Origin of the sequence: Herbaspirillum rhizosphaerae (assembly GCF_046025915.1) — a bacterium.
Lineage (GTDB): Bacteria > Pseudomonadota > Gammaproteobacteria > Burkholderiales > Burkholderiaceae_D > Herbaspirillum > Herbaspirillum rhizosphaerae_A.
This window is the reverse complement of sequence record NZ_JAQQFR010000008.1, coordinates 26,846-52,057: the sequence shown is the minus strand read 5'-3', so window position 1 is coordinate 52,057 and position 25,212 is coordinate 26,846. Positions and strand designations below refer to the sequence as shown.

Sequence of the window (25,212 nt, the reverse complement as noted above, 5' to 3'; positions counted from 1 at the left end):
CCCGATTAAGGATAAATGCAACATGTCGATAGCAGATCTTCGCAAAGATTACAGCCGCGCCAGTTTGTCTGAACTTGATGTCGCCGCTGATCCTATTGTTCAATTTTCAACATGGTTTGATGAAGCCATCAAAGCAGAGATCGCAGAACCCAATGCGATGAGTGTTGCTACCGTCGGTGCCGACGGCAAGCCCTCCTCGCGTATCGTCCTGCTCAAGCAAGTCGATGCCGCCGGATTTACGTGGTTTACCAACTATCACAGCCGCAAAGGTCGCGAGATCGCTCAACATCCTTATGTCGCGCTGCTTTTCCATTGGGTAGAACTTGAGCGTCAGGTTCGCATCGAAGGGAAGATCGAGCAAGTTACGGCCAGCGAAAGCGATGCGTATTTTTCGAGTCGCCCTTTGTCGAGTCAGATTGGCGCCATCGCCTCTGAGCAGAGCCAACCGGTCGATAAGAGGGAAACTCTGGAAGCGCAGTTCGCCACAGCAGAAGCAAAATACGGCGCGCAGCCCGTGCGCCCGGAACACTGGGGCGGCTACCGTGTGGTACCGGAAAAAATGGAATTTTGGCAAGGCCGGCGCTCGCGCCTGCATGATCGCGTGATCTATACACGCACTGCAGACGGCGCCTGGGACCGGCAACGCCTGCAACCCTGACCAGGACTCATGTCAGGGCTGCGTACAGCATCACATCACTTGCACGGAGGGAAACATCGTGTTTTGGGAAAAGAAGCTCGCAGCTTGGGTAGAAGAAATCCGTCATGCAACGGCATTGCCGTTGCGTCTTGAACTGTGGAACGGCCGACAGTTCGACTTCAGCGACGGTGTGCCGCAGGTCACGCTACGCGTTCCTCATGTATCGGCCCTGACTTACCTGTTCCAGCCATCGCTGTCCAATCTCGGCGAAGCCTACGTCGAAGGCAAGATTGATGTCGACGGTCCGGTGGCCAGCATTATCAGCGTCGCCAACACCTTGGCGGCCAAGACCTTGAAAGCGGAAGGCAAGCTGGCGCGCATCGCCCGCTCCATCCGACACAGCAAGGAAAAAGATGCGGAAGCCATCCGCTATCACTATGACGTCTCCAACGACTTCTACAAGCTGTTCCTTGACGAGAACATGGTCTACTCCTGCGCCTACTTTGAAAATGGCGACGAAGACCTGGCTACAGCGCAGATCAAGAAGATCGATCATATCCTCACCAAAATCCAAGTCCGCCCCGGCGACACGCTGCTCGATATCGGATGTGGCTGGGGTGCACTGGTGCTGCGCGCGGCGCAAAAATTCGGCGCAAAATGCGTCGGTATTACGCTGTCGGAAAATCAATATGCACTGGCCAAGGAGCGCGTTGAGAAAGCCGGCTTGAGCGACCGTATTGAAATCCGCCTGCAGGACTACCGCGACATCACCGGCACCTTCGACCGTATCACCAGCGTCGGCATGTTCGAACACGTTGGCCTGAAAAATCTGCCGATGTACTTCTCACGCATCAACGCCTTGCTTGCCGATGGCGGACTGGCAATGAATCACGGTATCACCACGACGGATATTGAAAACGGCGAGTCACCTTATGGTGGCGGCGAGTTCATTGACAAATATGTTTTCCCCGCCGGTGAATTGCCCCACATCAGCTTGGTGCTGAAAGCCATGCAACAAGGCGGGCTGGAAGCCTTTGATGTCGAGAATCTGCGCAAGCATTACGCTAAGACCTGTGCTATCTGGGCAGACAATTTTGAAGCCAAGGCAGATGAAATTCGCAAGATCACCGATGAGAAACGCTATCGCATCTGGCGCGTCTATCTCGCCGGCAGCTCGCATGGTTTCAACCAGGATTGGATTTCGCTATATCAGGTCATCTGCGGCAAATCCAACCGTCACGCAGACGTCCTGCCGCAATCGCGCCGCTACATCTACGACGCAACGGCTTGATCGGCTGCGGCCTTGTTCTTAGTCGTCTTTGCTCTTCTCGGCAAACACTTCGCGGAACTTGGCCAGCTTCGGCGCGACGACGAAGGCGCAATAGCCTTGGAAGGGATGTTGCTGAAAGTAGTTCTGGTGATAATCCTCGGCCTTGTAATAAGTTTCTACAGGACTGAGTTCCGTCACTATCGGCGCATCCCACACCAGCGCCATCTCGGCGATGATGTGCTTGGCCGTATCTTGCTGTGCTGGTGAATCATAGTAAATCACCGAACGATATTGCGTGCCGACGTCGTTTCCTTGGCGATTCAGCGTCGTCGGGTCGTGAATCGTGAAAAACACTTCCAGAATTTCTCTGAAACTGATCGCAGCAGGATCAAACGTCAACTTCACCACTTCCGCGTGACCAGTGTCACCATTGCAGACTTGCTCGTAGGTCGGCTTGTTGACATGGCCACCGGTGTATCCGGACTCGACGTGTTGCACACCTTTCAACTGCTGATACACCGCCTCAAGACACCAAAAGCATCCGCCGCCAAGAATTGCTGTTTCCGATGAAGTATTCACGATCGCTCCCACGTCATTGATTCGAATGTCCGCAATCACAACGTTGATTGCATAGTTACGTTTATACCATTGCTGAGAATTAATTTCCTAACGTTGCTTGAGGATAGACGTGACAATGGATTCACTATTAAGTACGTTTTTTGTTAATTGTTAGATATTCAAAAACTCAGCACGAGAAGACCAACCAGGTCTTTTCTAGTAGCTACATATTGCCCTTCGCAGCCTCCGGGTTACTGCATCGTGTTTTTTGGGCATAATGTCGCATTGACCAGAATCGATTCCACAGGCTTTAGATGCATTCACGCTCCCCGCGCGCTACGTCGCGCGAATTCGATGCCGCACATTTCCGCAAAGCATTGTCTCAATTTGCGACCGGCGTTACTGTTATCACCACACGCTTGGCTGATGGGACCTTGCTCGGCCTGACCGCGAGTTCGTTCAACTCCGTATCGCTGAGTCCGCCTCTGGTGCTGTGGAGCTTGTCCGAACAGGCCAGTAGCATGCCGGTGTTCTCGGGTAACTCACACTATGTGATCAATATTCTTGGTGCCGACCAGGCTGCATTGGCAGAACAGTTCGCGCGAAAATCGGCAGACCGTTTTGACGGTGTGGAATATACGCTTTCACGTACGGGACAACCCGTCTTGAAAGGTGTCTCCGCCTGGTTCGAATGCCATAATCGCAGCCGCTATCCGGAAGGCGATCACGTGATTTTCGTCGGCGAGGTGGAGCATTGCGAGGTGATGCCTCAAGCTGCTTTGGTGTTTCATGACGGTCGTTTTGGCAAGATCGACTCCTAAGCAACTGGATCTGAACAACAAATAAAAGAAAAGCGCCTCAAGGGCGCTTTTCTTATTTTCAGCTAAGCCGGAATTAGAACTTGTAACCGACCGACAAGAAGCTAACGATAGGGTTGATGGTCAGAGAGGTCTTGTACTTCAATGTGCCTGCGGCTGTACCTTGGCCAGTGATCTCTGCATCGGTCTTCAACGGGATATACGACACCGAGAAACCTACCGACCACCTGTCAGACACGTTATATGTCGCGCCAAGGGACGCCACTGGCGCAAGCGACGAACTCAAAGAGGCAGAGGCGTTACCAGTAGTCAGAGCCGAATTTACGGAGCCGCCACCTGCGTATTGCTGGAAGCTTTGATTCAACTTAACATCCGAGTACCAGACGTAAGTAACACCGGCACCAACAAATGGACGGAACTTGTCAGTCGCGTCGCCAAAGAAATACTTTGCGACGATAGCCGGGCTCCATTGCTTCGCAGAACCGATTTCACCGAAGCTCGACAGCGTGCCTGTACCTGTCAGCTTGAACTTTGGTGGAAGCCCCAGATCGGTCGTCAAAGCAATATTGTCGGTGAAGAAGTGTGTAAACGCCACCCCGACTGTATCGGCATTGCTAACGCTCGAATGAGCATTTGGCGAGTTTGATCCATTGACCAGACCGCCAACACCACGAATGCCTTCGCTCGAATCTTGCGGCGCCAGATGGAACCAGCCCAGATTGACGATATTGCTACCGGCAGTTTGCGCCATGGCAGGTGCGGCAAAAGCAGCAGCGATGGACAGCGCAGCGATTTTAGGCAAAAGGGAAAATTGTTGCTTCATGTGTCGTCTCCAAATATAAAGGGCTGCGCCCCGTTTTATAAATTATCCGGCTCTTAGTCCGAAGGTTTTTTGGCTACGTTGTGCGTTGCCTGTTTTTGTTGAATGCACAGCGGAATCATGGAATTCCGTCTTTACACTCTTAAGACAAAAAGAACGCGCGTGCTATTCTTTTGCGATACTATGCCAGCTTTAATTCGCTTTGTATAGACGTGTATTTTTTTGGCAACTGGAAATAATTTTGACTATTGAATCAGCAGCAATACCGCTGAAAAAAGCACGTCAGCTCGTAAGTAAACGAGAAAGAATTCCAGTCGAGTCGAAGGCCGCACGGCACAAGCGATCATTGATACCTTGCCATGCTGCTTCTGCGGGAGTCATTTCCACCAGAATGACGTCCGCATGCTGATGATCCATATCTCGCAACGCAGCATAAAGATCGTGCGCGTATTGATCAGCGTTCGCGGACATGGCAAAAGAGGCTTGTGTAGCGATTGAGGCAAGTAAGGAAGCAAGCTCTGGCGTGCGATAGATCACGGCGACTTTGTACTGACGCTCGGTCAGTTTTTTTATTGTCTCGGAGAGTTCATCCACCGGCACCTGTGCAACCGGCGTATGCGGTGCATAGTGGGCATCCAGCGTACCCGAGGCCCGCGGTGCTGCGGCATCCGGAGAACGTGGTACAACGCCCAACACAGAAGCAATCTGATCAACACTGATCTGACCTGGTCGCAACAAAACGGCGCCGTGCGTTGCGACACGGGACAAGTCGACGATCGTCGATTCGATGCCGACTTCACTCGCACCGCCATCCAACACGTAATCAACAAGACTATCCGCATCGCTGCCGAATTCGTCTCGTACATGCTCAGCAGTGGTCGGACTGACGTGACCAAACTTATTGGCTGATGGCCCCGCCACGCCGCCTTTGCCGCCCTTGAATTCACGCAGCAAAGCTTGTGCAACAGGATGAGAGGGACAACGCACACCGATCGAATCCTGGCCACCTGAGGCAGCAGCAGGAACGTGGGCAGCGCGCTTCAGAATCAGTGTCAGCGGGCCCGGCCAAAAGGCCTTGATCAACGCGCGGGCCTCGGCGGGAACATCGGCAGCCCAATAAGAAATATCGGCTTCAGGAGCGACGTGAACAATAACCGGATGATTGGCAGGCCGGCCTTTGGCAGCATAGATATCGGCAATCGCTGCAGCATTCTCGGCGTCGCCGCCAAGACCATAAACCGTCTCCGTCGGAAACGCCACCAGCTTGCCGGCCTCGAGCTTGCGTGCAGCCATCTTTACCGCATCCATATCAATCTGTACTGTCGCCATCGTCGCGTCTCTCTTACTGAGCGATGCCGAGAATAGCGCATGCTGCCGCCAACTGTGCCTGCGCTTGTACCATCGTTGGGGCGACAAAAGTAATGTGACCCATCTTACGTGCACGACGCGCTTGCGCCTTGCCATACAAATGCAGATGCGCACCCGGCAGCGCCAGGATTTTGTCCCAGGCGGGTTCGCGCATCTCATCGCTGTCGCCTTCGTACCAGACATCACCAAGGATGTTCAGCATGACAGCTGGAGAATGCTGACGCACGTCGCCCAGCGGCAAACGCGCCATCGCACGTGCCTGCTGTTCAAACTGGCTGGTGATGCACGCGTCAATGGTGTAATGACCACTATTATGCGGGCGCGGAGCCATCTCGTTGACAACCAAAGAACCGTCGGTGAGCACGAAAAATTCAATGCACAGCACGCCGACATAATCGAGCTTGGCGATGATCGCCAACGCAGCGTCCTGGGCCTTCTTTGCTACGAGATCCGAAACATGATCCGACGGCACGGTCGTGGTGAACAAGATGCCGTCACGATGCACGTTCTCTGCAATCGGGTACACCACGGCGGCGCCATCGGCACCGCGCGCGACCAAGACGGAGACCTCATAGGCCAGCGGCAGCATTTTTTCCAGGAGGCAGGTCACGCCCTTCATCTCGGCGAACGCTGCCTTGACATCAGCGATGCTGCGCACGCGCACCTGGCCTTTGCCGTCATACCCCATGCGTACGGTTTTCAGAATCCCGGGCAGCAAATCAGCTGGAATCGCGTCGATATCCGCCTCGCTGGCGATGATCTTGTGTGGCGCCGGTTGCACGCCGGACGCAGCACTGCAATCAACGAAGAAACGTTTTTCGGCAATACGGTCCTGCGCAATCGATACGCCGGATGCAGATGGGGCAACGTAAGTCTTGCCGGCCAATGCGGCAAGACTGTCAGCCGATACGTTTTCAAATTCTGTGGTGACTGCGCCGCATAAGGATGCGAGTTCTTCCAAACCTTTCGGATCAGTATAAGAAGTACGAATCAAACGATCCGCAACCTGCCCTGCCGGACAATCTTCTTCCTGCTCCAGCACGGCGACCTTGAAACCCATCGCCTGCGCAGCGTGTGCAAACATGCGGCCAAGCTGGCCACCTCCCATCACGCCCAGCCAGGTGGCTGGTGTCGTGGTGGGGATCGAAACATTGTTATTGTTCGTTAGGGACTGCTTCTGACTCATAACGGCAACTTCATATCCAGGGCAACTTGCGTTTGTTTGACACGGAAGGCCTCCAGCTTTGCGGCCAGTGCTTCGTCGGTGGTCGCCAGCATGGCGATAGCCGATAAGGCCGCGTTGGCAGCACCGGCTTCGCCGATGGCGTAGGTCGCGACCGGGATGCCCTTCGGCATTTGCACGATGGACAGCAAGGAATCTTCGCCGCGCAAATACTTGGATGGCACCGGTACACCCAGCACCGGCACGATGGTCTTCGCGGCGATCATGCCCGGCAAATGCGCGGCACCGCCGGCGCCGGCGATGATGGCGCGCAAGCCGCGAGCGCGTGCTTTCTCGGCGTAGTCGAACATCTGGTCCGGCATACGGTGTGCCGAAACGACCTGTGCTTCATGCGGAATACCGAACTCTTTCAGGATTGCCACGGCATGCTGCATGACGTCCCAGTCGGACGACGATCCCATGACGACGCCGACGACCGGCGTTTGCGCATTGGCTTGTGCGTTATGGTCGCTCATGCTCAGTCCTTCAGAGAATTGCCGGTCAGGCGTTCCAGCGCTTCGCGGTATTTCGCGCCGGTTTTTTCGATCACATCAGCAGGCAACGCAGGTGCAGGCGGCGTCTTCTTCCAGCCGTCAACAGTTTCCAGATAATCGCGCACGAACTGCTTATCGAACGACGGTGGCGAGATGCCGACCTTGTAGCTGTCCGCAGGCCAGAAGCGCGACGAATCAGCAGTCAGCACTTCATCCATCAGATGCAACACACCGTTGTCGTCCAGACCGAATTCAAACTTGGTGTCTGCGATGATGATGCCGCGTGTCGCAGCGTAATCAGCTGCGGTCTTGTAGAGCTTGATGCTGATGTCGCGCATCTTGTTGGCCAGTTCGCTGCCGATGCGTGTTTCCATTTCGGCGAAGCTGATGTTCTCGTCGTGCTCGCCGAGATCGGCCTTGGCTGCGGGGGTAAAAATCGGCTCGGCCAGCTTGGCGGCCTGTTGCAGACCTTCCGGCAACTTGATGCCGCAGATGGAACCAGAATCCTGATAATCCTTCCAGCCGGAACCGATGATGTAGCCGCGCACAACAGCTTCCACCAGAATCGGCTTGAGGCGTTTGGCAACCACGGCGCGGCCGCGTACCTGTTCGACTTCATTGGCGGCAACCACGGTTTCCGGAGCGATACCGGTCAAATGATTCGGCACGATGTCGCCCAGCTTCTCGAACCAGAAATCCGACATCTGGTTCAACACTTTGCCCTTGCCTGGAATCGGCTCGCTCATGATGACGTCGAACGCGGACAGACGATCGGTCGTCACGATCAGCAATTTGTCGTCGCCAACCGCGTAGTTGTCGCGTACCTTGCCGTTGCCCAGCAGAGGGAGTGAGGTGATGGAAGTTTTGTAGAGGCTGGTCATGTTGATTCCGGTCATTCCGTGGGTTGAAGGTCAGGGATTCGGGGTTACCCTGGAACGGCGAAACTGCCGTTTTTCTGCCCACCTTTAAAGTCAAAAAACCGGGACTGCTGTTGCCAGTCCCGGTCGCTTGGTTTGCTCGCCGAACGCGTACTGTTTACTGAACGATTTGGGAGAGCTCGCCCTTCTTGTATTTCTCTGCAATTTTTTCCAGCGGGATCGCCTTGATCTTGCCGGCCTGGCCTTCGCAGCCGAACGACAGATAGCGTGCCTTACACACCAGCTTCGCAGCCTCGCGGGCCGGCTTGAGGTAATCGCGTGGATCGAACTTGCCTGGATTTTCCATCAGGTAGCGACGGATCGCGCCAGTCATCGCCAGACGAATGTCAGTGTCGATGTTGATCTTGCGCACGCCGTGCTTGATGCCTTCTTGAATCTCTTCCACCGGCACACCGTAGGTTTCCTTCATGTCGCCGCCGAATTCACGGATTTCAGCCAGCAGTTCTTGCGGAACAGACGACGAACCGTGCATCACCAGATGGGTGTTCGGAATGCGCGCGTGGATTTCCTTGATGCGGTCGATAGCGAGGATGTCGCCGGTCGGCTTGCGCGAGAACTTGTAGGCGCCGTGCGAAGTACCGATGGCGATGGCCAGCGCATCGCATTGCGTTTGCTTGACAAAATCGGCGGCTTGCGCGACGTCGGTCAGCAGCTGCTCACGCGTCATCTTGCCGTCGGCGCCGTGGCCGTCTTCCTTGTCGCCCATCATGGTTTCCAGCGAACCGAGTACACCCAGTTCGGCTTCCACCGTGACACCGATGGCGTGCGAGAACTCAACCACCTTGCGCGACACTTCGACGTTGTATTCGTAGCTGGCGACGGACTTGCCGTCTTCCATCAGCGAACCGTCCATCATCACCGAAGTGAAACCCGACTTGATCGCAGCCATGCAGACCGCCGGCGACTGGCCGTGGTCCTGATGCATAACGACAGGGATGTGCGGATAAGCTTCGACCGCGGCTTCGATCAGGTGGCGCAGGAACGCTTCACCGGCGTACTTGCGGGCGCCTGCGGAGGCTTGCATGATGACTGGCGCGCCAACTTCGTCGGCAGCCTGCATGATCGCAGTGACTTGCTCCAGATTGTTGACGTTGAACGCTGGCAAACCGTAGCCGTTTTCGGCGGCGTGGTCCAGCAATTGACGCATGGATACGAGAGGCATAATAAACTCCAGAACGATAGAAATCAGTACTCGCCGACCCTGAGAATTTTCAGGGCATTGGTGCCGCCGACTTGTCCAATCGGCTCACCCCAGGTCACGACGATCAAATCACCCTTTTGCACGACGCCTTGCTCCAGCAGCAAGTCCTGCACGCCCTTCAACACCACTTCGGTGTCGGTGGACTGCGCTAGTTCAAACGTGCGCACATTGCGGAACAGCGCGGCCTTTTGGCGTGTCGCGACATTGGGGGTAATGGCAAAAATCGGTACATCGATGTTGTGTCGGCTCATCCACAATGCAGTGGAACCGGACTCGGTCAACGCGGCGATCGCCTTCACGCGCAGGTGATGCGCGGTGAACAGTGCGCCGTACGCGATCGACTGATCCACACGAGTGAATTGCAAATTCAGGAAGTCGGCATCGAGCTTGCAGTCTTCGGATTTTTCGGCGGCCAGACAGATGGCCGACATGGCTTCCACGGTTTCCACCGGATATTTGCCGGAAGCAGTCTCGGCCGAAGTCATCACGGCATCGGTGCCATCCAGCACAGCGTTGGCGACGTCGGAAACTTCCGCACGCGTCGGCACAGCATTGACGATCATCGATTCCATCATCTGCGTAGCAGTGATGGTCAGTTTGTTCGAAGCGCGCGCCATCTTGATCATGCGCTTTTGCAGACCGGGCACGGCAGCATTGCCGACTTCCACGGCCAAATCACCACGCGCGACCATGATGCCGTCGGAAGCGTCGAGGATTTCTTGCAGCAGCGGGATCGCTTCGGCGCGTTCGATTTTGGCGATCATCATCGGCTTGTGGCCGTAGGGCTCTGCCGCCACATTGCAAAGTTGACGCGCCATTTCCATGTCGGTCGCGTTCTTCGGGAACGACACCGCAACATAGTCAGCCTGGAAGCTCATCGCAGTCTTGATGTCGTCCATATCTTTGGCTGTCAGCGCCGGTGCCGTCAAACCACCGCCTTGACGGTTGATACCCTTGTTGTTGGACAGCTCCCCACCGATCTTGACGACGGTGTGGATCTCATTGCCCATCACACGTTCCACCACCAGCACGATCAGACCGTCGTTGAGCAACAGCACGTCGTCGCCCTTAAGGTCACGCGGCAGCGCCTTGTAATCGAGGCCGACGCGTTCCTGGTTGCCCATGGTGCAGTCGGCGTCGAGGATGAACTTGTCGCCGTTTTCGAGATTGATCTTGCCGTTTTCAAACTTGCCGACGCGGATTTTCGGACCTTGCAAATCCGCCATGATCGCGACCTTGACGCCACAGGCGTCTGCTACTTCGCGCACCAGCGTGGCGCGGTCGATGTGGTCCTGGGCCTTGCCATGAGAGAAGTTCAAGCGCACCACATTCACGCCCGCCTTGATCATGCGCGTCAGTGTTTCTCTGTCGCTGGAAGCGGGGCCGATGGTGGCGACAATCTTGGTTGCTCTTTGCATGAAAATCTTTCTCTGACCTGGTTGAAAAGCTCTTGTCTCGTTATCTTTGGTGCGTGCTGCGTGTCTTGTTGACGACGCTTTATTGCGCGCGCTGCATCAGAATTTCTACTGCCGGCAGAGTCTTGCCTTCCAGGAACTCCAGGAAAGCGCCGCCACCGGTCGAAATATAGCCGACCTTGTCGGTGATGTCGTATTTGGCAATCGCCGCCAGCGTGTCGCCGCCACCGGCAATCGAGAAGCCACTGGAATCGGCAATCGCATGTGCCAACTCCATCGTGCCTGCGCCGAACTGATCGAACTCAAACACGCCGACCGGGCCATTCCAGACGATGGTACCGGCTTTGGCCAGCTGTGCAGCCAGAATTGCCGAGGTCTTGGGACCAATATCAAAAATCATGTCGTCGTCCGCCACATCCTTGGCGTCCTTGACGGTCGCCACGGCCATCGGCGAAAACTCCTTGCCGCACACCACGTCGACCGGAATCGGCACCGATGCGCCGCGTTTGGCCATCATATCGATGATCGCCTTCGCTTCGTCAACCAGATCCGCCTCAGCCAGCGACTTGCCGATCTTCAGACCAGAAGCCAGCATGAACGTATTGGCGATACCGCCACCGACGATCAGGTTGTCGACCTTGTCGGCCAGTGCTTTCAGGATAGTCAATTTGCTGGAAACTTTCGAACCCGCGACAATCGCCACCAGCGGACGCGCCGGTTGGTTCAACGCCTTGCCCAGCGCATCGAGTTCGGCGGCCAGCAACGGACCGGCGCAGGCAATCGGCGCAAACTTGGCGATACCGTATGTGGTGGCTTCCGCGCGGTGCGCCGTGCCGAATGCGTCGTTGACGTACACATCGCACAGCTTGGCGATCTTTTGCGCCAGTTCATCGCTATTTTTCTTTTCGCCCTTGTTGAGGCGGCAATTTTCCAGCAGTACGACCTGGCCGGGCGCGACATCGACGCCATCAGTCCAGTTCGAGACCAGTTTGACTTCGGTACCCAGCAATTCCGACAAACGCTTGGCAACCGGCGCCAGCGAATCTTCAGGTTTGAATTCGCCTTCAACCGGACGGCCCAGATGCGATGTCACCATCACGGCTGCGCCGGCGTCACGTGCCTCGCGGATAGCCGGCACCGAAGCGCGGATGCGCGTATCTTCGGTGATATTGCCCGCATCGTCCTGCGGCACGTTCAGATCAGCGCGAATAAAGACGCGCTTGCCTTGCAGTTGATTGGAAGAGATGAGATCGCTGAGTCGGTTGAATTTCATTTTTCGCAGAATCGAAGGTGGGGCAAAAAGGCGTTATTTTACTCTACCCGCCCTGCTCCCAGCATGGTTTTCGGAGAGGAATCGGGCGGAATAAGGGAATCGTAGCAACGTAAACCGCGATAGCGTTCGATCACAGGCCGGACAGCGGCCTACAGCGCCAGACGCAGCACTGTAAAGAGTGTCATCCCGGCAACAATCGTTCCCAGCAAATGCCGGGTTACCATGAAGAAAATCCCGCCGCCGATGCCTGCCAACAACTTTGGATTGGCCCAGTTGATGTCGATCACACCACCCGATGTCATCAAATCCGGCATCACAATCGCCGCCATCGCTGCTGCCGGGGCATAGCCCAAGGCATGTTGCAGCCTGGGCGGCAACTTGACGGCATGACCGAACAGAAAAAAGCCGCTGCGGGTAATCAACGTCGACATCGTCAACAACACTATAGAAACCCAAACGTCGAAGGCGTTCATTCTTTTTCCTTAACGATAAATTTATCTGCCAGCATCGCAGCGGCCATGCCGATCACGACCGCCAGCAGCAGCCCGAGTCGATACGGCAGATTAATTGCTACAACGGCAACAGCACCGGACACGATTACGCCGGCCAGCGCGGCCCGATTGATGATCATTGGGATCATGATCGCAATCAGGGCCAGCGTGCCCGCGAAACCGATATTCCAGCTTTCCGGGATCTGGCTGGCCAGCAGGATGCCGACGATGGCGCCGACCTGCCAGGCGAACCAGCCTGGGTAGCAGACCGCTTCGAAAAAGCCGAGCTTGCCGGCCGGCTGATGCACCGTATGCGCCGGGAATCGCTGCGGAAAGAACCCCATTGAAATGTCGCCGTTGAAATAGCCATACCAGACACGGCGATACCAGGGCAGATGGGCAAAATGCGGTGCTACCGCGGCGGAGAAGATGACGAAACGCAGGTTGACGATCATCGCCGTCAGGAAGATCACGATCAGCGGCGTATGCGCCGCCAAGAGCGGCAGGACGGCGAATTGGGCGGACCCGGCATAGACGGTGAGCGTCATGGCCAGAGACTGCCAGATGGTCATGCCCGACTTGACCATCGCCATGCCCGATACGATGCCCCAGGCAAGCACGGCAGGAATGGTTGACGCACTGGCGCGCCAGCCTTCCTGAAACGCTTCTTTCTCGATATGCCGTGCTTGCGCCTTGGTCTGCATCTGCCCAGATTCTGACGATTCTGCAGCCCCCGCAACTATCCTTACCGGGTCAGATCGACTGTCCCCGGCGTCTGTCTCCTTGTTCATTCTTACCTTGTTCGCTTTTATTGAGAACTTGCCACGTAGCATTTTTACGTAGTTCGAACATTTTATAGATGAAACTTTTTACGCGCTTGTTCCGTTAAAATGTGGACTTTGCAGCGTTGACTGCAGCTTTACCATTCATCGGAGACTTTCATCATGTCCATGGCAGACCGCGACGGAAAAATCTGGAAAGACGGAGCACTGATCGATTGGCGCGACGCCACCATTCACGTACTGACCCACACGCTGCATTACGGCATGGGCGTATTCGAAGGCGTGCGTGCCTATAAAACGCCGCAGGGCACAGCGATTTTCCGCTTGAAGGAACATACGCAGCGCCTGTTCAACTCGGCCAAGATTTTTCAGATGGAAGTGCCTTTCGACCAGGCCACCATCCTCGAAGCGCAACGCCAGGTCGTGCGTGAAAACAAACTCGAATCCTGCTACATCCGTCCATTGATCTGGATCGGCTCCGAAAAGCTCGGCGTGTCCGCCAAGGGCAACAAGATCCACGTCGCCATCGCCGCATGGCCATGGGGCGCCTACCTTGGCGAAGACGGCATCACCAAGGGTATCCGCGTCAAGACATCTTCGTTCAGCCGCCATCACGTCAACGTGTCGCTGGTGCGCGCCAAGGCGTCGGGCTACTACATCAACTCCATCCTCGCGAACCAGGAAGCACTGGCCGACGGCTACGATGAAGCGCTGCTGCTGGATACCGACGGCTATGTGTCGGAAGGTTCCGGCGAAAACGTCTTCATCGTCAAGAACGGCAAGGTCTATACACCTGACCTGGCGTCCTGCCTTGACGGCATCACCCGCGACGCAGTGCTGACCATGGCGCGCGACCTCGGCATTGATGTCATCGAAAAGCGCATTACCCGCGACGAGATGTACTGCGCCGACGAAGCCTTCTTCACCGGTACCGCCGCTGAAATCACACCGATCCGCGAACTCGACAACCGCACCATCGGCAACGGCGGGCGCGGACCGATCACAGAAAAACTACAAACCTTGTTCTTCGACGTCGTGTCGGGCAAGGCGCCGCAGTATCAACACTGGCTGACGCTGGTCTGATAACAAATATTCGAATTTACTGCATCACATTTAAAGCACCCAGCAACGGAGAATCACATGAGCCAAGTTCAACAAACCCAGCCTGTACAACTCGACGGCAAAGACCTGCCGGCCCACTGCCCGAATCCAAACATGCCGCACTGGTCGTCGCATCCGCGCGTGTTCCTCGAGCTGGACGCACACGGTGCCGCCAAGTGCCCGTACTGCGGCACGCAATACCAGTTGAAACCTGGCGCCGTCGTCAAGGCGCACTAAGCTCAACGACACGCCATAGCGACACAGACAAAGAGGGCCACCAAGAATTGACTGGCCCTCTTTGCTTTTTGCCTCCGGAGAAAACATGCCACGCGCCAAACTGATACAAGGTTCACCCGACGAAGTTGAAGCGGCCTATTACGATGCGCTTGCCCGAGCCGATCTGGAAGCCCTGATGGCGCTCTGGGCCGAGGATGAAGAAATAGTCTGCATCCATCCTGGTGCAGTTCGTTTGATCGGCCATGTCGCCATCCGCAATTCCTGGGAAGAAATTCTCGCGCGCGGCGGCCTGCATATCCAGCCACGCCAATTGCATGCGGCACATACGATGACCACTGCCGTACACAACGTCATCGAAGATATCCAGCATCCAGAGAACGCACGCGCCGACGTACATGTCATCGCCACCAATATTTACATGAAGACCGCGCAAGGCTGGCGCATCGTGACTCACCACGCTTCGGTGGCACCCGGCCCGGCACCAACCGAACCGATGACCGAAACGATGCTGCACTGATTGTGGACAACCTTGCGGCGGACAATCTCCTCGACATTGCCGCAACACGTTTCTGCCGTACTTCCGCATTTCTTCACACTTCGTCGCACTCTTCGCACTTCTTTTGACATACGTAAAAACGCAACATGCGATACTCCGCGCCCCGCTGGCTTCCCGGCGGCAACCTGCAAACAATTTATCCGTCCACTTTCATTGCCAAACCGCAGGTGCGTTTCCGGCGTGAGCGTTGGGATACGCCTGACGCCGATTTCATCGATGTCGACTTTGTCGACGGCAAGCCGGGCCAGCCGCTGGTGGTACTGTTTCACGGACTGGAAGGTTCGTCGGACAGTCATTACAGCCGCGCCTTCATGGCCGCCGTTGCAGCACGCGGATGGTCGGGTGTGGTGCCGCATTTTCGCGGCTGTTCCGGCGAGATCAATCTGGCGCCACGCTTCTACCACTCCGGCGACAGCGCCGAGCTCGACTGGATTTTGCGACGCCTGCTGAATCATCGCAGTACCATCGGCGCCGCGAAGTTTTACGCTGCCGGCGTCTCGCTGGGCGCCAACGCCTTGTTGCGCTGGCTGGGTGAGTCACAGCATCAGGCCGAGTTCATCGATGCCGCCTGCGCGATCTCGGCACCGCTCGATCTGGCCGGCGGCGGTGCGGCATTGGCGCATGGCTTTAACCGGATTTACACCCACGTTTTCCTGCGCACCATGCGCACCAAGTCGCTGGTGAAACTCGACCAATTCCCCGGACTGTTCAGTCGAGATGCGCTGATGCAGGCGCGCGACCTCTACACCTTCGACAACATCATTACGGCGCCATTGCACGGCTACCGCAATACGGATGATTATTGGGATCGCGCCAGTGCCAAACATATCCTGCACGACATCACTGTACCGACGCTGGTCCTGAACGCAAAAAACGATCCTTTTCTGCCGGCGCGCTATCTGCCGCAAAGTGCAGCAGCATGCGTCAAACTGGAATATCCTGAAGAAGGCGGCCATGTCGGTTTCGCCGCGGGTGCGCCACCGGGCAACCTCGGCTGGCTGCCGCAGCGCATGCTGCATTTCTTCGAAGGTAAATAGCGTATGGATGAGATCGTCCTGCAAGCCATGGCCAAATGGCCGAATGTGCCACACTGTTTCGGCTGGCTGATGCTGGACGCGCGCGGCAACTGGCGCATGCGCGACGAGCGCACGCAACATCTCAATCTGCCTGGTGACAAGATCAATCATCCGACACTACTGGGTTTCATCAACCGCAACTACACGCACGATGCAGAAGGCCGCTGGTATTTTCAAAACGGGCCGCAGCGCGTGTATGTTGATCTGGAAATCACGCCCTTTGTCATACGCACTGATCCGACTGCGGGCTTTGTCTTGCACACGGGAGAGACGTTGGCGACGCCGTCTCAGGCATGGCTGACACAGGACGGGCGCTTGCTGTTGGTGGCGGGAAAAATTGTTGCGAAACTGGATGACAGAGATGCTGCCCACGTGTTTGCCACTCTCACGCTGGAAGGTGTTCCGGCAAGTGACGAACAGATCATGGAGTGGCTCGAAGGCAAGCACCGCGGTGCGCTGAGCCTGCCTTATGCAGGAAAAACTCTCGCCTTGCAATGGACTGCGACGGAGAACCTTGCAGAACAGTTCGGCTTCATCACGCAACCCCGTACTGCGGAAGAACTGAAAAACCCGGACTAACGCGTCGCCTCACCCGAATTATCCGCGACCTTTGGTTTCCTTCATTTCTTCTTTCCACTGTTCCTTCAGATCGCGTTCACGCGCATCGATCATGGCCTGATCATAGAACGTCGCATCCGGCGCTGTACGCGCGATACCTAACTGCTCAATCGCAGCCGGCAAGCTGCCGGACAAAAAGTAAGATTCCGCCAGCGCCATATGCTGCAACGCCTGCTTACCCTGTGCCGCGTAAGCCTTGGCGAGCAAATTCTGCACCGCCACATCGTTTCGATAAAGCTGCGCCTGATCCCGCAAATACGCGACCGCCTGATCATAGCGACGGCTTTCGATTAATGCGTCAGCGTATTGACGCGCCGCCATCCGCGAGATGGGAAATTGCTTGCGCAGCACTTCCGCAATCTTGAGCGCCTGATCCGGTTGCTTCCTGGCGATCTTGATATCGATTTCCAGATTGCTGAACAAGATGCTCGGGACCATCGGCTGCGATGCAGAGCGCGCTTCTTGCAACAAGGTTTCTGCCTTATCGTAAGAACGCTGCAGGTAAGCCGCATAGGCCAGCCCGTACTTCGACACCATGATCTGCATCTTGGTATTCTGACGCAATTGCGACTCGAAGTAGGCCTGAGCGTCGCGTACGCCTTGTGCCGAATTGTCTTGCAGCAGGCGCACACGTGCACGGATCAATTGGAAGTCTGGATTATCCGCACGCTGCTTGTAACGTTGATCGCGAATCCGCGCCTGGATATCGGCGATACGTTCCGTCGTCAGCGGGTGAGTCAGCAAATAAGGCGGCAATGAGTCCCCGAAATTGCGTGATGCGCTTTGCAGGCGACCGAAGAACGCCACCATCCCCGAGGTGTCAAAACCACCGTCGCGCAGAATCTGCAAGCCGACCCGGTCGGCTTCGCGCTCAGCATCGCGGCTGAAGTTCAATTGCCGCTGCATCGCCACGCCAGTGCCGCCCATTATGGTTGCCATCGCTGCATCGCCACCGACCTTGGACACACCGGCCAGCGCACCGAGAACAATGGACGCCAGCTGAATCATGGAATTCTGCTTTTGCTGACCGATCATGCGCGCGATATGGCGCTGCGCAACGTGACCGATTTCATGCGCCAGCACGGAAGCCAGTTCGGATTCGCTTTGCGCTGCCAGCAAAAGACCGGAATGCACGGCGATAAAACCACCGGGCAAAGCGAATGCATTGAGTACCGGATCGCGTACGGCAAAGAAGAAGAAGTCGTAGCCGGCTTCACCGCGCACGTCGGGACGCACCGACACCAGATTCGATCCGAAATTATTCAGATATTCGAGCAGCGGGCCATCGTCGAGATAATCCGGATCATGCCGGATCTCCTTCATGATTTGCTCACCCAGCTTACGCTCCAGCAACGGTGACAAACCTTCACGCTCGGTATCACCCAGCGTGGGCAAAGTTTGGGCAGTACTGAGGTTGGGCGCAACCGCCAAAGGCAAAGCCGCCAGCGACAACGCGACTGCCACCAACAAGGGGCGCAAACCGGATAGACGGCGCTGCAACGGCGTAACGACGGTACTGTTTTGATCGGGAACGACTGGCTGACGCATAGGGACAATAAAAGAGTTACCTGCGATGCCTGCTATGATACTCGCAGTATTCACCGCTCCGACATTCTGCCGCTATGACTTCTTCCAAGACAATAAATTCCAATGCCAACAATGATGCTGATGCCAATCAGGGCCTGACGCATTTCGATCAAGGTGGCCAGGCGCACATGGTCGATGTCGGCGGCAAGGCGGAAACGCACCGCGTCGCCATCGCCAGCGGCACCATCCGCATGAAGCCGGAAACGCTTGCCGTGATTCAATCCGGCACCGCAAAAAAAGGTGACGTGCTCGGCATCGCTCGCATCGCGGCCATCATGGCGTCCAAACGCACAAGCGATCTGATCCCGCTGTGCCATCCACTGGCGTTGACACACGTCTCGGTTGATTTCGACATCGACCAGGCCCAGTCAAGCATCGACTGCACCGTACGCGTCGAAACACAGGGAAAGACCGGCGTGGAAATGGAAGCCCTGACGGCAGTACAGGTCGGCCTGCTGACAATCTACGACATGTCCAAGGCGATTGATCGCGGCATGGTCATGACGGATATCCGTGTACAGGAAAAACACGGCGGCAAGTCTGGATCGTGGTCGCAGGCATAGGTGACGTTGGGTTGATTCATTTCGCCATCATCGCCATTCGTTCTGACATAAAAAAAGCGTGCACATTGTGCACGCTTTTTTGTTGATGCCTGATTGATCAGATCAGCGACGAAATCAGCTGCGGCAATTTTCCGGAGCGTACTGCGGCGGCAAAGTCGCGACATTCGTGGCAGGCGCCACAGCTGGCGTGCCAGCAGGTGTCGCAGGTGTTGTCGCAGCAGCATTTGTTGGCGCTGCCTGGCACAACCAGGTGATTGCGCTCGGATTCGTTGCCGACGGCACTAGCTTCAAGGTTTTCCCATTGCCATCACCACCAATCTCACCGAAAGTAATTGTAATAGCGCCACCATCCGCAATCGTAATGTCCTTAACGTTCTTTATTTCGTTAGATGGCGTGAATTTGTAGCCGGTAGCAGCCTGATTAAAAGTAGCGCCACCCTTGGCGACTATCGTTTCAGACACGGCCATTTTTGCCGGTGCAGCCAGATTAATGCCTTCGGCGACCTTGGCGCGAATCAGGTAATCGCGATATTGCGGAATAGCGACCATCGCCAGAACGCCGACAATAGCGATGACAATCATCAATTCGATTAGGGTGAAACCGGTTTGTGTATAACGAGCGGACCGTGTTGCTTGCATATTGTTTTCCTATTACAAAAAATCGATTTTTCAGAAGCGCCGCTTCGTCATTCGGCGATAACTACGTAATCATTACTCGGTCTTGGTTCGACGATGATTCGATGACTGATATTTTCTCTCTGGCAACGCCTTCTCCCCAGAGCGATGATATTCGCCAACGCGACTTTTGTGAACATTTATATAACGATGGGCGAAGCCGCTCTATCTTGAACGGCTTCATCATCTCAACTTAAAAGTCGCGTCAATGCGCCTCTTTCGCAGACTTGCGAGCCAGCCAGCTGCCGACAAGTACGACACCGATGGCACCCACAACACCGGGCAGACTCAAGTGCAATTGCAAACCCGGCACGACAAACTCGTGGTGCGGTAAATTGCTTTGCACCCACCCGCGAATGGCGACGTCCGAAAAAATCATGCCCCCCGCCAAGTAACCGAGCAAAGCTGCGCCCAGCGTAATGATCAATGGCGCCTTTTCCATCAGCTTGAGCACCAGTGTGCTACCCCAGACGATGATGGGAATGCTGACGAGAATACCAAACACTACCAGCAGCAATTGATGCTCACCGGCGGCCTGTTCGGCTGCACTCGCAATAGCGATGACGTTATCCAGACTCATCACCAGATCCGCCACGATGATCGTCTTGATCGCGGAGAACAGTTTATCGCTGCCACTGATTTCACCATGACCGTCATCGTCGCTCAGCAGCTTGGTGCCGATCCAGAACAGCAACACGCCGCCGACCAGCTTGATATAAGGCATCTGCAGCAGGCTCACCGCGAACGCGATCAAGACAATGCGAATCGCAATGGCGCCGAATGTACCCCACAAGATGCCGCGAAAACGCAGGTTATCGGGCAGGTTGCGACACGCCAGGGCGATCACGATAGCGTTATCGCCACCGAGCAAAATATCAATCAGGATGATCTGGCCGACTGCAAGCCAGTTCAATTCCATTAAAAAATCCATTAACCGTTCCCCCATCATCGTGTTTGGACATGAAAACAATATGGGGAGCCGGAGCTCCCCATATTGGTATGTCACCGGTCAGGCCGGGAAGTTCTGCCGATACTGCAACAACTGCGACAAATCAATCCAGCCTGCCGTTTACTTGCCTCTTTGCTTGCTATTGCAGCAAAGGAATTACAGAACCGACTTCAGCAGACGTGCCATTTCCGAAGGATTGCGTGTTGCCTTGATACCGCATTCTTCCATGATTGCCAGCTTGGCTTCAGCAGTGTCAGCACCGCCGGAAATCAGCGCGCCGGCATGGCCCATACGCTTGCCTGGAGGCGCAGTCACACCAGCGATAAAGCCGATGACTGGTTTCTTCATGTTTTCCTTGACCCAGTACGAAGCGTTGGCTTCGTCAGGACCACCGATTTCACCAATCATGATGACGGCGTCGGTGTCAGGATCATCATTGAATGCCTTCATGATGTCGATGTGCTTCAGACCGTTGATCGGGTCGCCGCCGATACCAACTGCGGACGATTGACCCAGACCCAGTGCTGTCAGTTGACCGACGGCTTCGTATGTCAGTGTGCCCGAACGCGAAACCACGCCGATACGACCCTTTTTGTGGATGTGGCCTGGCATGATGCCGATCTTGATTTCGTCTGGTGTGATCAGACCTGGGCAGTTAGGGCCCAGCAGCAATGTCTTGCTGCCTGCTTTTGCCATGCGGTTTTTCAGTTCCAGCATGTCGCGGACAGGGATGCCTTCAGTGATACAGATCGCCAGATCCAGATCGGCTTCAACAGCTTCCCAGATTGCAGCGGCTGCGCCTGCCGGCGGAACATAGATCACGGAAACGGTTGCGCCGGTTGCCTTCTTGGCTTCGGAAACATTCGCGAAAATTGGAATGCCTTCGAAATCTTCACCAGCCTTTTTCGGGTTCACGCCTGCAACGAATGCGTTCTTGCCGTTCGCGTAGTCGCGGCACATGCGTGTGTGAAATTGACCGGTTTTGCCGGTGATACCTTGGGTGATGACTTTGGTGTCTTTATTGATCAGAATCGACATAGCTATTCCTTGTCCTATTATTTACCGTTGGCTGCAGCAACAACTTTTTGCGCAGCTTCTTCCATGCTGTCTGCCGAGATGATTGGCAGGCCGGAGTCGGCCAACAGCTTCTTGCCGATTTCTTCGTTGGTGCCCTTCATGCGCACGACCAGTGGCACTTTCAGGGAAACAGCCTTGGACGCAGCGATCACGCCTTCGGCGATCACGTCACAGCGCATGATGCCGCCGAAAATGTTGACCAGGATGGCTTTCAGTTCTGGGTTCTTCAGCATGATCTTGAATGCTTCGGTAACCTTTTCCGTTGTTGCGCCACCGCCGACGTCCAGGAAGTTGGCAGGCTCGCCGCCGAACAGCTTGATGGTGTCCATGGTTGCCATTGCCAGACCAGCGCCGTTGACCAGGCAGCCGATGTTGCCGTCGAGGGAGATGTAAGCCAGGTCGAACTTCGAAGCTTCGACTTCAGCTGGATCTTCTTCGTCCAGATCGCGGTAAGCGACGATTTCCGGATGACGGAACAATGCGTTGGAGTCGAAGTTGAACTTCGCGTCCAGAGCGATGACCTTACCGTCGCCGGTCAGGATCAGTGGATTGATTTCGGCCAGCGATGCATCGGTTTCCCAGTATGCCTTGTACAGACCTTGCAGTTGCTTGCGTGCATCAACCACGGAACCAGCTGGAACGCCGATCTTGGTTGCGATGCTGTCAGCGTCGGCGTCAGTCAGACCGGTAGCTGGATCGATAGCGATCTGGTGAATCAGTTCTGGGTGGCTTTCTGCAACTTCTTCGATGTCCATGCCGCCTTCGCTGGATGCCATCAGGACCACACGCTGGCTAACGCGATCGGTAACCATCGAAACGTACAGTTCTTTCTTGATGTCTGCACCTTCTTCGATCAGCAGGCGACGCACCTTTTGGCCTTCTGGGCCTGTTTGGTGGGTGATCAGCTGCATGCCGAGGATCTGATTAGCGTATTCCTTGACTTGCTCCAAGGACTTGGCAACCTTCACGCCGCCGCCCTTGCCGCGGCCGCCCGCGTGGATTTGCGCCTTGACGACCCACACCGGACCGCCCAGCGTTTCAGCTGCCTTGACAGCATCTTCGACGGATTGGCACGGAATGCCGCGTGGAACGGTCACGCCGAATTGGCGGAGGATTTCTTTGCCCTGATACTCATGGATTTTCATGGGAGCTTCCCTTTAAGACACTATTAAATAAAACTTACTGGATTGAAATCCGGCTGGCGGCAGAACCGCGCGGCGCGAATGGAGGCAAGAATTCGCGATGGCGCGGCCCAACCGAACGGGGACGCGCTAAAGCCAAACGGCCTCGCGAATTGCTTAGTAGAAGGTACAGACAGTGCGTTGGGCATAGAGAATGCCATTTGATCAACATTAATCGTTGTCGCATTGCGTGTCGTCATCGCAAAGATTGCCATGACAGCCGCTAATGCGGCGCAGCAAAAACCCGGAGATTTTAGCACAGCTCGACCCGGCTAGGCAGCAGGATCAGCCACTACCGAGTATTTTGCCGTGGTTAATACGAGATAAAAGCAGAGGAGGAATCACCGGGCCACTTCAAGTTTTCAGCATCGTAAGGTTTTCTTGCGGTGGTTCTTGGCGTTCTTTTCTGGTGCCATTGGATACTAAGCCCTCCTTGGCGCGCTATCGCGCGATGCCCCATCGGCACAGGCAATTAATCGTCATCATGAGGCGCGTCATTCCACGCCGTTTTGACCGCCATCTGAATCGCCCTATGGGAAAACCCCCGCTGTTGCAGAAAGCGCATGCACTTGGCACGTGCTTCAGCACTTTCTGGCGCTTCCGCATATTTGCGGCTCAGCACTTCGCGCGCACGCTGGGTCTCGCCTTGTGCAAGTTCAAACTTCGCGTCACCCAGCGTTTCACCGCTGATGCCGTGACTTTTCAGTTCGGACAAAATGCGATTATTGCCATAGCGACCGGCACGCCGATGCATTAACGATTCGGAAAAACGTTCTTGAGAGAGAAATTTGGATTCTTGAAGCCAGTTGAGCAAGGCTTCGATATCGTCGTCATCTTGCGCGTAAGGGGTTAGCTTACGCGCAAGTTCCAGACGACTATGCTCACGTGAAGAGAGATATTTGAGCGCTCGCGCCTTCAGGCTGAGTTGCGGCCTGGGCATCGGTTACACCGTCGCGATCGTTGCGACCGATAAGACTCGAGCGAGGTACAACGACATCAGGATTCTTCGGCAGCTACGTTCTTTGCAGCACCTTTGCCTGTCGGCGCTGGAGTTGCTGCTGGTGTTGCAGCGGCACCGGCGGCACCAGGGGCCAACTCAGGGACGCCCAGAGAAGCACGCACCTTGTTTTCAATTTCACGCGCCAGTTCAGGACGCTCTTTCAGGTAGTTGCGAGCATTGTCCTTACCCTGACCTATGCGTTCGCCGTTGTAGCTATACCAAGCGCCCGACTTTTCAACGATCTTGGCGTCGGAGCCCAGATCGAGGATTTCACCTTCGCGGGATGTGCCTTCTCCATAAAGAATATCGAAGTGCGCTTCGCGGAATGGTGGCGCCACTTTGTTCTTGACGACCTTGACCTTGGTTTCGCTACCGATGACTTCGTCGCCGGACTTGATCGAACCTGTACGACGAATATCCAGGCGAACTGATGCGTAGAACTTCAGCGCATTGCCGCCGGTAGTCGTTTCCGGGTTACCGAACATGACGCCGATCTTCATACGAATCTGATTAATGAAGATGACGGTGGTATTGGTGCGGTTGATGCTACCTGTCAGCTTGCGCAGTGCTTGCGACATCAGACGTGCCTGCAGACCTGGCAGAGAATCGCCCATGTCGCCTTCGATTTCAGCGCGTGGGGTCAGCGCCGCGACCGAGTCAATGACAATCAGGTCGACGCCACCGGAACGCACCAGCGCATCCGTGATTTCAAGTGCCTGTTCGCCCGTATCAGGTTGCGAGATCAGCAGATCGGACAGATTGACACCCAGTCGTTGGGCATACGTGACATCCAGTGCATGTTCAGCATCGATAAAGGCGCAAGTACCGCCGATTTTTTGCATTTCAGCAATGGCTTGCAGCGTCAATGTGGTTTTACCGGACGATTCAGGACCGTAGATTTCGATCACACGACCACGTGGCAGGCCGCCGACGCCGAGTGCAATGTCAAGACCGAGGGAGCCGGTCGAGACGACCTGTATTTCCTCGACGACAGCGCCATCTTCCATGCGCATGACCGAGCCCTTACCAAACTGCTTCTCGATTTGTGCCAGAGCAGCGGCTAACGCCTTGCCCTTTTCAGAATTGCTGGCGTTAGTGGCTTTTTTATCGTCCATTGGGTTTTCTTTCAACGAAAGTGGTTCGTAGTGTTCAGTGCTTTTGCTTAAACAGCACTGTATAAAAAAACAGTTGTTTGTGCAAGCTCTTTTTCAGTTGTCGCAGATTCGCGCTAAAAACAACGGCGCGCTCAAAGGCGTACTTTACGTCGGCATCTCTTGCGTCGCGACGAAACAAGTCAGCTGCATC

General features: G+C 55.6%; 27 protein-coding genes. 9 read left to right on the top strand and 18 right to left on the bottom strand.

Annotated features, from left to right (window positions below; translation table 11 throughout):
- Positions 1 to 22: 22 nt before the first annotated feature.
- Entirely contained in the window at positions 23 to 658 is a 636-nt protein-coding gene (gene pdxH / locus PQR63_RS13345) for a pyridoxamine 5'-phosphate oxidase (protein WP_408168382.1), read from the top strand.
- A 58-nt stretch (positions 659 to 716) separates the two neighbouring features.
- The gene (locus PQR63_RS13340) at positions 717 to 1,928 is read left to right on the top strand and encodes a class I SAM-dependent methyltransferase (RefSeq protein WP_408168381.1); all 1,212 of its coding nucleotides are present in this window, start codon (positions 717 to 719) and stop codon (positions 1,926 to 1,928) included.
- An 18-nt stretch (positions 1,929 to 1,946) separates the two neighbouring features.
- Here the strand turns inward: PQR63_RS13340 and msrA are convergent, their stop codons facing one another.
- Positions 1,947 to 2,486: a peptide-methionine (S)-S-oxide reductase MsrA gene (gene msrA / locus PQR63_RS13335; protein WP_408168380.1), complete on the bottom strand. Its 540-nt coding sequence runs from the start codon at positions 2,484 to 2,486 to the stop codon at positions 1,947 to 1,949.
- Positions 2,487 to 2,779: 293 nt separating this feature from the next.
- Here msrA and PQR63_RS13330 point away from each other — a divergent pair, with 293 nt between their 5' ends.
- The gene (locus tag PQR63_RS13330) at positions 2,780 to 3,286 is read left to right on the top strand and encodes a flavin reductase family protein (protein WP_408168379.1); all 507 of its coding nucleotides are present in this window, start codon (positions 2,780 to 2,782) and stop codon (positions 3,284 to 3,286) included.
- Positions 3,287 to 3,359: 73 nt separating this feature from the next.
- Here the strand turns inward: PQR63_RS13330 and PQR63_RS13325 are convergent, their stop codons facing one another.
- The 10 genes from PQR63_RS13325 to PQR63_RS13280 form a co-directional block, all read right to left on the bottom strand.
- On the bottom strand, positions 3,360 to 4,106 hold the full coding sequence (locus PQR63_RS13325) for an OmpW/AlkL family protein (RefSeq protein ID WP_408168378.1): 747 nt from the start codon (positions 4,104 to 4,106) through the stop codon (positions 3,360 to 3,362).
- Positions 4,107 to 4,385: 279 nt separating this feature from the next.
- Positions 4,386 to 5,432, bottom strand: a complete 1,047-nt coding sequence (locus PQR63_RS13320) for an L-threonylcarbamoyladenylate synthase (RefSeq protein WP_408168377.1) — start codon at positions 5,430 to 5,432, stop codon at positions 4,386 to 4,388.
- A gap of 13 nt (positions 5,433 to 5,445) precedes the next feature.
- Positions 5,446 to 6,657 carry a 5-(carboxyamino)imidazole ribonucleotide synthase gene (locus tag PQR63_RS13315; protein ID WP_408168376.1) on the bottom strand — a complete coding sequence of 404 codons (1,212 nt, stop codon included), beginning with the start codon at positions 6,655 to 6,657 and terminating at the stop codon, positions 5,446 to 5,448.
- Positions 6,654 to 7,169, bottom strand: coding sequence for a 5-(carboxyamino)imidazole ribonucleotide mutase (gene purE / locus PQR63_RS13310; RefSeq protein ID WP_408168375.1), 516 nt, complete (start codon positions 7,167 to 7,169; stop codon positions 6,654 to 6,656). Before purE ends, PQR63_RS13315 begins: the two co-directional genes overlap by 4 nt.
- 2 nt (positions 7,170 to 7,171) lie before the next feature.
- Complete coding sequence (locus PQR63_RS13305) at positions 7,172 to 8,068, bottom strand: phosphoribosylaminoimidazolesuccinocarboxamide synthase (RefSeq protein WP_408168374.1); 897 nt, start codon at positions 8,066 to 8,068, stop codon at positions 7,172 to 7,174.
- Between the two features lie 154 nt (positions 8,069 to 8,222).
- Positions 8,223 to 9,287 carry a class II fructose-bisphosphate aldolase gene (fba, locus tag PQR63_RS13300; protein WP_116434025.1) on the bottom strand — a complete coding sequence of 355 codons (1,065 nt, stop codon included), beginning with the start codon at positions 9,285 to 9,287 and terminating at the stop codon, positions 8,223 to 8,225.
- A 23-nt stretch (positions 9,288 to 9,310) separates the two neighbouring features.
- Positions 9,311 to 10,744 carry a pyruvate kinase gene (gene pyk, locus PQR63_RS13295; RefSeq protein ID WP_408168373.1) on the bottom strand — a complete coding sequence of 478 codons (1,434 nt, stop codon included), beginning with the start codon at positions 10,742 to 10,744 and terminating at the stop codon, positions 9,311 to 9,313.
- A gap of 79 nt (positions 10,745 to 10,823) precedes the next feature.
- Positions 10,824 to 12,014 carry a phosphoglycerate kinase gene (locus PQR63_RS13290; RefSeq protein ID WP_408168372.1) on the bottom strand — a complete coding sequence of 397 codons (1,191 nt, stop codon included), beginning with the start codon at positions 12,012 to 12,014 and terminating at the stop codon, positions 10,824 to 10,826.
- A gap of 149 nt (positions 12,015 to 12,163) precedes the next feature.
- Entirely contained in the window at positions 12,164 to 12,487 is a 324-nt protein-coding gene (locus PQR63_RS13285; RefSeq protein WP_408168371.1) for an AzlD domain-containing protein, read from the bottom strand.
- Positions 12,484 to 13,296, bottom strand: coding sequence for an AzlC family ABC transporter permease (locus tag PQR63_RS13280; RefSeq protein ID WP_408168585.1), 813 nt, complete (start codon positions 13,294 to 13,296; stop codon positions 12,484 to 12,486). The genes PQR63_RS13285 and PQR63_RS13280 overlap by 4 nt, the downstream gene beginning before the upstream one ends.
- A 153-nt stretch (positions 13,297 to 13,449) precedes the next feature.
- Between PQR63_RS13280 and PQR63_RS13275 the strand changes: the two genes are divergently transcribed.
- From PQR63_RS13275 to PQR63_RS13255, 5 genes are all read left to right on the top strand, one after another.
- Positions 13,450 to 14,370, top strand: a complete 921-nt coding sequence (locus PQR63_RS13275; protein ID WP_094565308.1) for a branched-chain amino acid transaminase — start codon at positions 13,450 to 13,452, stop codon at positions 14,368 to 14,370.
- Between the two features lie 57 nt (positions 14,371 to 14,427).
- Positions 14,428 to 14,625 carry a zinc-finger domain-containing protein gene (locus PQR63_RS13270; protein WP_007878625.1) on the top strand — a complete coding sequence of 66 codons (198 nt, stop codon included), beginning with the start codon at positions 14,428 to 14,430 and terminating at the stop codon, positions 14,623 to 14,625.
- An 85-nt stretch (positions 14,626 to 14,710) separates the two neighbouring features.
- Positions 14,711 to 15,142: a YybH family protein gene (locus PQR63_RS13265; RefSeq protein ID WP_408168370.1), complete on the top strand. Its 432-nt coding sequence runs from the start codon at positions 14,711 to 14,713 to the stop codon at positions 15,140 to 15,142.
- A 125-nt stretch (positions 15,143 to 15,267) separates the two neighbouring features.
- A complete protein-coding gene (locus PQR63_RS13260) occupies positions 15,268 to 16,218 on the top strand; it encodes a YheT family hydrolase (protein ID WP_408168369.1) in 951 nt (316 codons plus the stop codon).
- 3 nt (positions 16,219 to 16,221) lie between these two features.
- Entirely contained in the window at positions 16,222 to 16,836 is a 615-nt protein-coding gene (locus PQR63_RS13255) for a DUF2946 family protein (protein WP_408168368.1), read from the top strand.
- Positions 16,837 to 16,854: 18 nt separating this feature from the next.
- Here PQR63_RS13255 and PQR63_RS13250 read toward each other — a convergent pair whose 3' ends face one another.
- Positions 16,855 to 18,423: a beta-barrel assembly-enhancing protease gene (locus PQR63_RS13250; protein ID WP_408168367.1), complete on the bottom strand. Its 1,569-nt coding sequence runs from the start codon at positions 18,421 to 18,423 to the stop codon at positions 16,855 to 16,857.
- Positions 18,424 to 18,497: 74 nt separating this feature from the next.
- Between PQR63_RS13250 and moaC the strand changes: the two genes are divergently transcribed.
- A complete protein-coding gene (gene moaC, locus PQR63_RS13245; RefSeq protein ID WP_408168366.1) occupies positions 18,498 to 19,025 on the top strand; it encodes a cyclic pyranopterin monophosphate synthase MoaC in 528 nt (175 codons plus the stop codon).
- Between the two features lie 114 nt (positions 19,026 to 19,139).
- Here moaC and PQR63_RS13240 read toward each other — a convergent pair whose 3' ends face one another.
- From PQR63_RS13240 to recA, 6 genes are all read right to left on the bottom strand, one after another.
- A complete protein-coding gene (locus tag PQR63_RS13240) occupies positions 19,140 to 19,664 on the bottom strand; it encodes a pilin (protein ID WP_408168365.1) in 525 nt (174 codons plus the stop codon).
- 241 nt (positions 19,665 to 19,905) lie between these two features.
- Positions 19,906 to 20,631, bottom strand: coding sequence for a TerC family protein (locus PQR63_RS13235; protein WP_408168364.1), 726 nt, complete (start codon positions 20,629 to 20,631; stop codon positions 19,906 to 19,908).
- A 174-nt stretch (positions 20,632 to 20,805) separates the two neighbouring features.
- The gene (sucD, locus tag PQR63_RS13230) at positions 20,806 to 21,687 is read right to left on the bottom strand and encodes a succinate--CoA ligase subunit alpha (RefSeq protein WP_050477405.1); all 882 of its coding nucleotides are present in this window, start codon (positions 21,685 to 21,687) and stop codon (positions 20,806 to 20,808) included.
- A 17-nt stretch (positions 21,688 to 21,704) separates the two neighbouring features.
- Entirely contained in the window at positions 21,705 to 22,871 is a 1,167-nt protein-coding gene (gene sucC, locus PQR63_RS13225; RefSeq protein WP_408168363.1) for an ADP-forming succinate--CoA ligase subunit beta, read from the bottom strand.
- A 508-nt stretch (positions 22,872 to 23,379) separates the two neighbouring features.
- Positions 23,380 to 23,847: a recombination regulator RecX gene (recX, locus tag PQR63_RS13220; RefSeq protein ID WP_408168362.1), complete on the bottom strand. Its 468-nt coding sequence runs from the start codon at positions 23,845 to 23,847 to the stop codon at positions 23,380 to 23,382.
- A gap of 56 nt (positions 23,848 to 23,903) precedes the next feature.
- Positions 23,904 to 25,022, bottom strand: a complete 1,119-nt coding sequence (gene recA / locus PQR63_RS13215) for a recombinase RecA (protein WP_408168361.1) — start codon at positions 25,020 to 25,022, stop codon at positions 23,904 to 23,906.
- Positions 25,023 to 25,212 lie beyond the last annotated feature (190 nt).

Excerpts from the sequence above, each read along its gene's own strand:
- PQR63_RS13305 (WP_408168374.1), bottom strand. The coding sequence starts at position 8,068 with ATGACCAGCCTCTACAAAACTTCCATCACCTCACTCCCTCTGCTGGGC.
- PQR63_RS13285 (WP_408168371.1), bottom strand. The coding sequence starts at position 12,487 with ATGAACGCCTTCGACGTTTGGGTTTCTATAGTGTTGTTGACGATGTCG.
- PQR63_RS13290 (WP_408168372.1), bottom strand. The coding sequence starts at position 12,014 with ATGAAATTCAACCGACTCAGCGATCTCATCTCTTCCAATCAACTGCAA.
- sucD (WP_050477405.1), bottom strand. The coding sequence starts at position 21,687 with ATGTCGATTCTGATCAATAAAGACACCAAAGTCATCACCCAAGGTATC.
- PQR63_RS13315 (WP_408168376.1), bottom strand. The coding sequence starts at position 6,657 with ATGAGTCAGAAGCAGTCCCTAACGAACAATAACAATGTTTCGATCCCC.
- PQR63_RS13255 (WP_408168368.1), top strand. The coding sequence starts at position 16,222 with ATGGATGAGATCGTCCTGCAAGCCATGGCCAAATGGCCGAATGTGCCA.
- PQR63_RS13265 (WP_408168370.1), top strand. The coding sequence starts at position 14,711 with ATGCCACGCGCCAAACTGATACAAGGTTCACCCGACGAAGTTGAAGCG.
- PQR63_RS13330 (WP_408168379.1), top strand. The coding sequence starts at position 2,780 with ATGCATTCACGCTCCCCGCGCGCTACGTCGCGCGAATTCGATGCCGCA.
- recA (WP_408168361.1), bottom strand. The coding sequence starts at position 25,022 with ATGGACGATAAAAAAGCCACTAACGCCAGCAATTCTGAAAAGGGCAAG.
- PQR63_RS13240 (WP_408168365.1), bottom strand. The coding sequence starts at position 19,664 with ATGCAAGCAACACGGTCCGCTCGTTATACACAAACCGGTTTCACCCTA.
- PQR63_RS13235 (WP_408168364.1), bottom strand. The coding sequence starts at position 20,631 with ATGGATTTTTTAATGGAATTGAACTGGCTTGCAGTCGGCCAGATCATC.
- purE (WP_408168375.1), bottom strand. The coding sequence starts at position 7,169 with ATGAGCGACCATAACGCACAAGCCAATGCGCAAACGCCGGTCGTCGGC.
- PQR63_RS13280 (WP_408168585.1), bottom strand. The coding sequence starts at position 13,296 with ATGAACAAGGAGACAGACGCCGGGGACAGTCGATCTGACCCGGTAAGG.
- pdxH (WP_408168382.1), top strand. The coding sequence starts at position 23 with ATGTCGATAGCAGATCTTCGCAAAGATTACAGCCGCGCCAGTTTGTCT.
- PQR63_RS13270 (WP_007878625.1), top strand. The coding sequence starts at position 14,428 with ATGAGCCAAGTTCAACAAACCCAGCCTGTACAACTCGACGGCAAAGAC.
- PQR63_RS13275 (WP_094565308.1), top strand. The coding sequence starts at position 13,450 with ATGTCCATGGCAGACCGCGACGGAAAAATCTGGAAAGACGGAGCACTG.
- pyk (WP_408168373.1), bottom strand. The coding sequence starts at position 10,744 with ATGCAAAGAGCAACCAAGATTGTCGCCACCATCGGCCCCGCTTCCAGC.
- PQR63_RS13250 (WP_408168367.1), bottom strand. The coding sequence starts at position 18,423 with ATGCGTCAGCCAGTCGTTCCCGATCAAAACAGTACCGTCGTTACGCCG.
- fba (WP_116434025.1), bottom strand. The coding sequence starts at position 9,287 with ATGCCTCTCGTATCCATGCGTCAATTGCTGGACCACGCCGCCGAAAAC.
- PQR63_RS13320 (WP_408168377.1), bottom strand. The coding sequence starts at position 5,432 with ATGGCGACAGTACAGATTGATATGGATGCGGTAAAGATGGCTGCACGC.
- recX (WP_408168362.1), bottom strand. The coding sequence starts at position 23,847 with ATGCCCAGGCCGCAACTCAGCCTGAAGGCGCGAGCGCTCAAATATCTC.
- PQR63_RS13325 (WP_408168378.1), bottom strand. The coding sequence starts at position 4,106 with ATGAAGCAACAATTTTCCCTTTTGCCTAAAATCGCTGCGCTGTCCATC.
- PQR63_RS13260 (WP_408168369.1), top strand. The coding sequence starts at position 15,268 with ATGCGATACTCCGCGCCCCGCTGGCTTCCCGGCGGCAACCTGCAAACA.
- sucC (WP_408168363.1), bottom strand. The coding sequence starts at position 22,871 with ATGAAAATCCATGAGTATCAGGGCAAAGAAATCCTCCGCCAATTCGGC.
- moaC (WP_408168366.1), top strand. The coding sequence starts at position 18,498 with ATGACTTCTTCCAAGACAATAAATTCCAATGCCAACAATGATGCTGAT.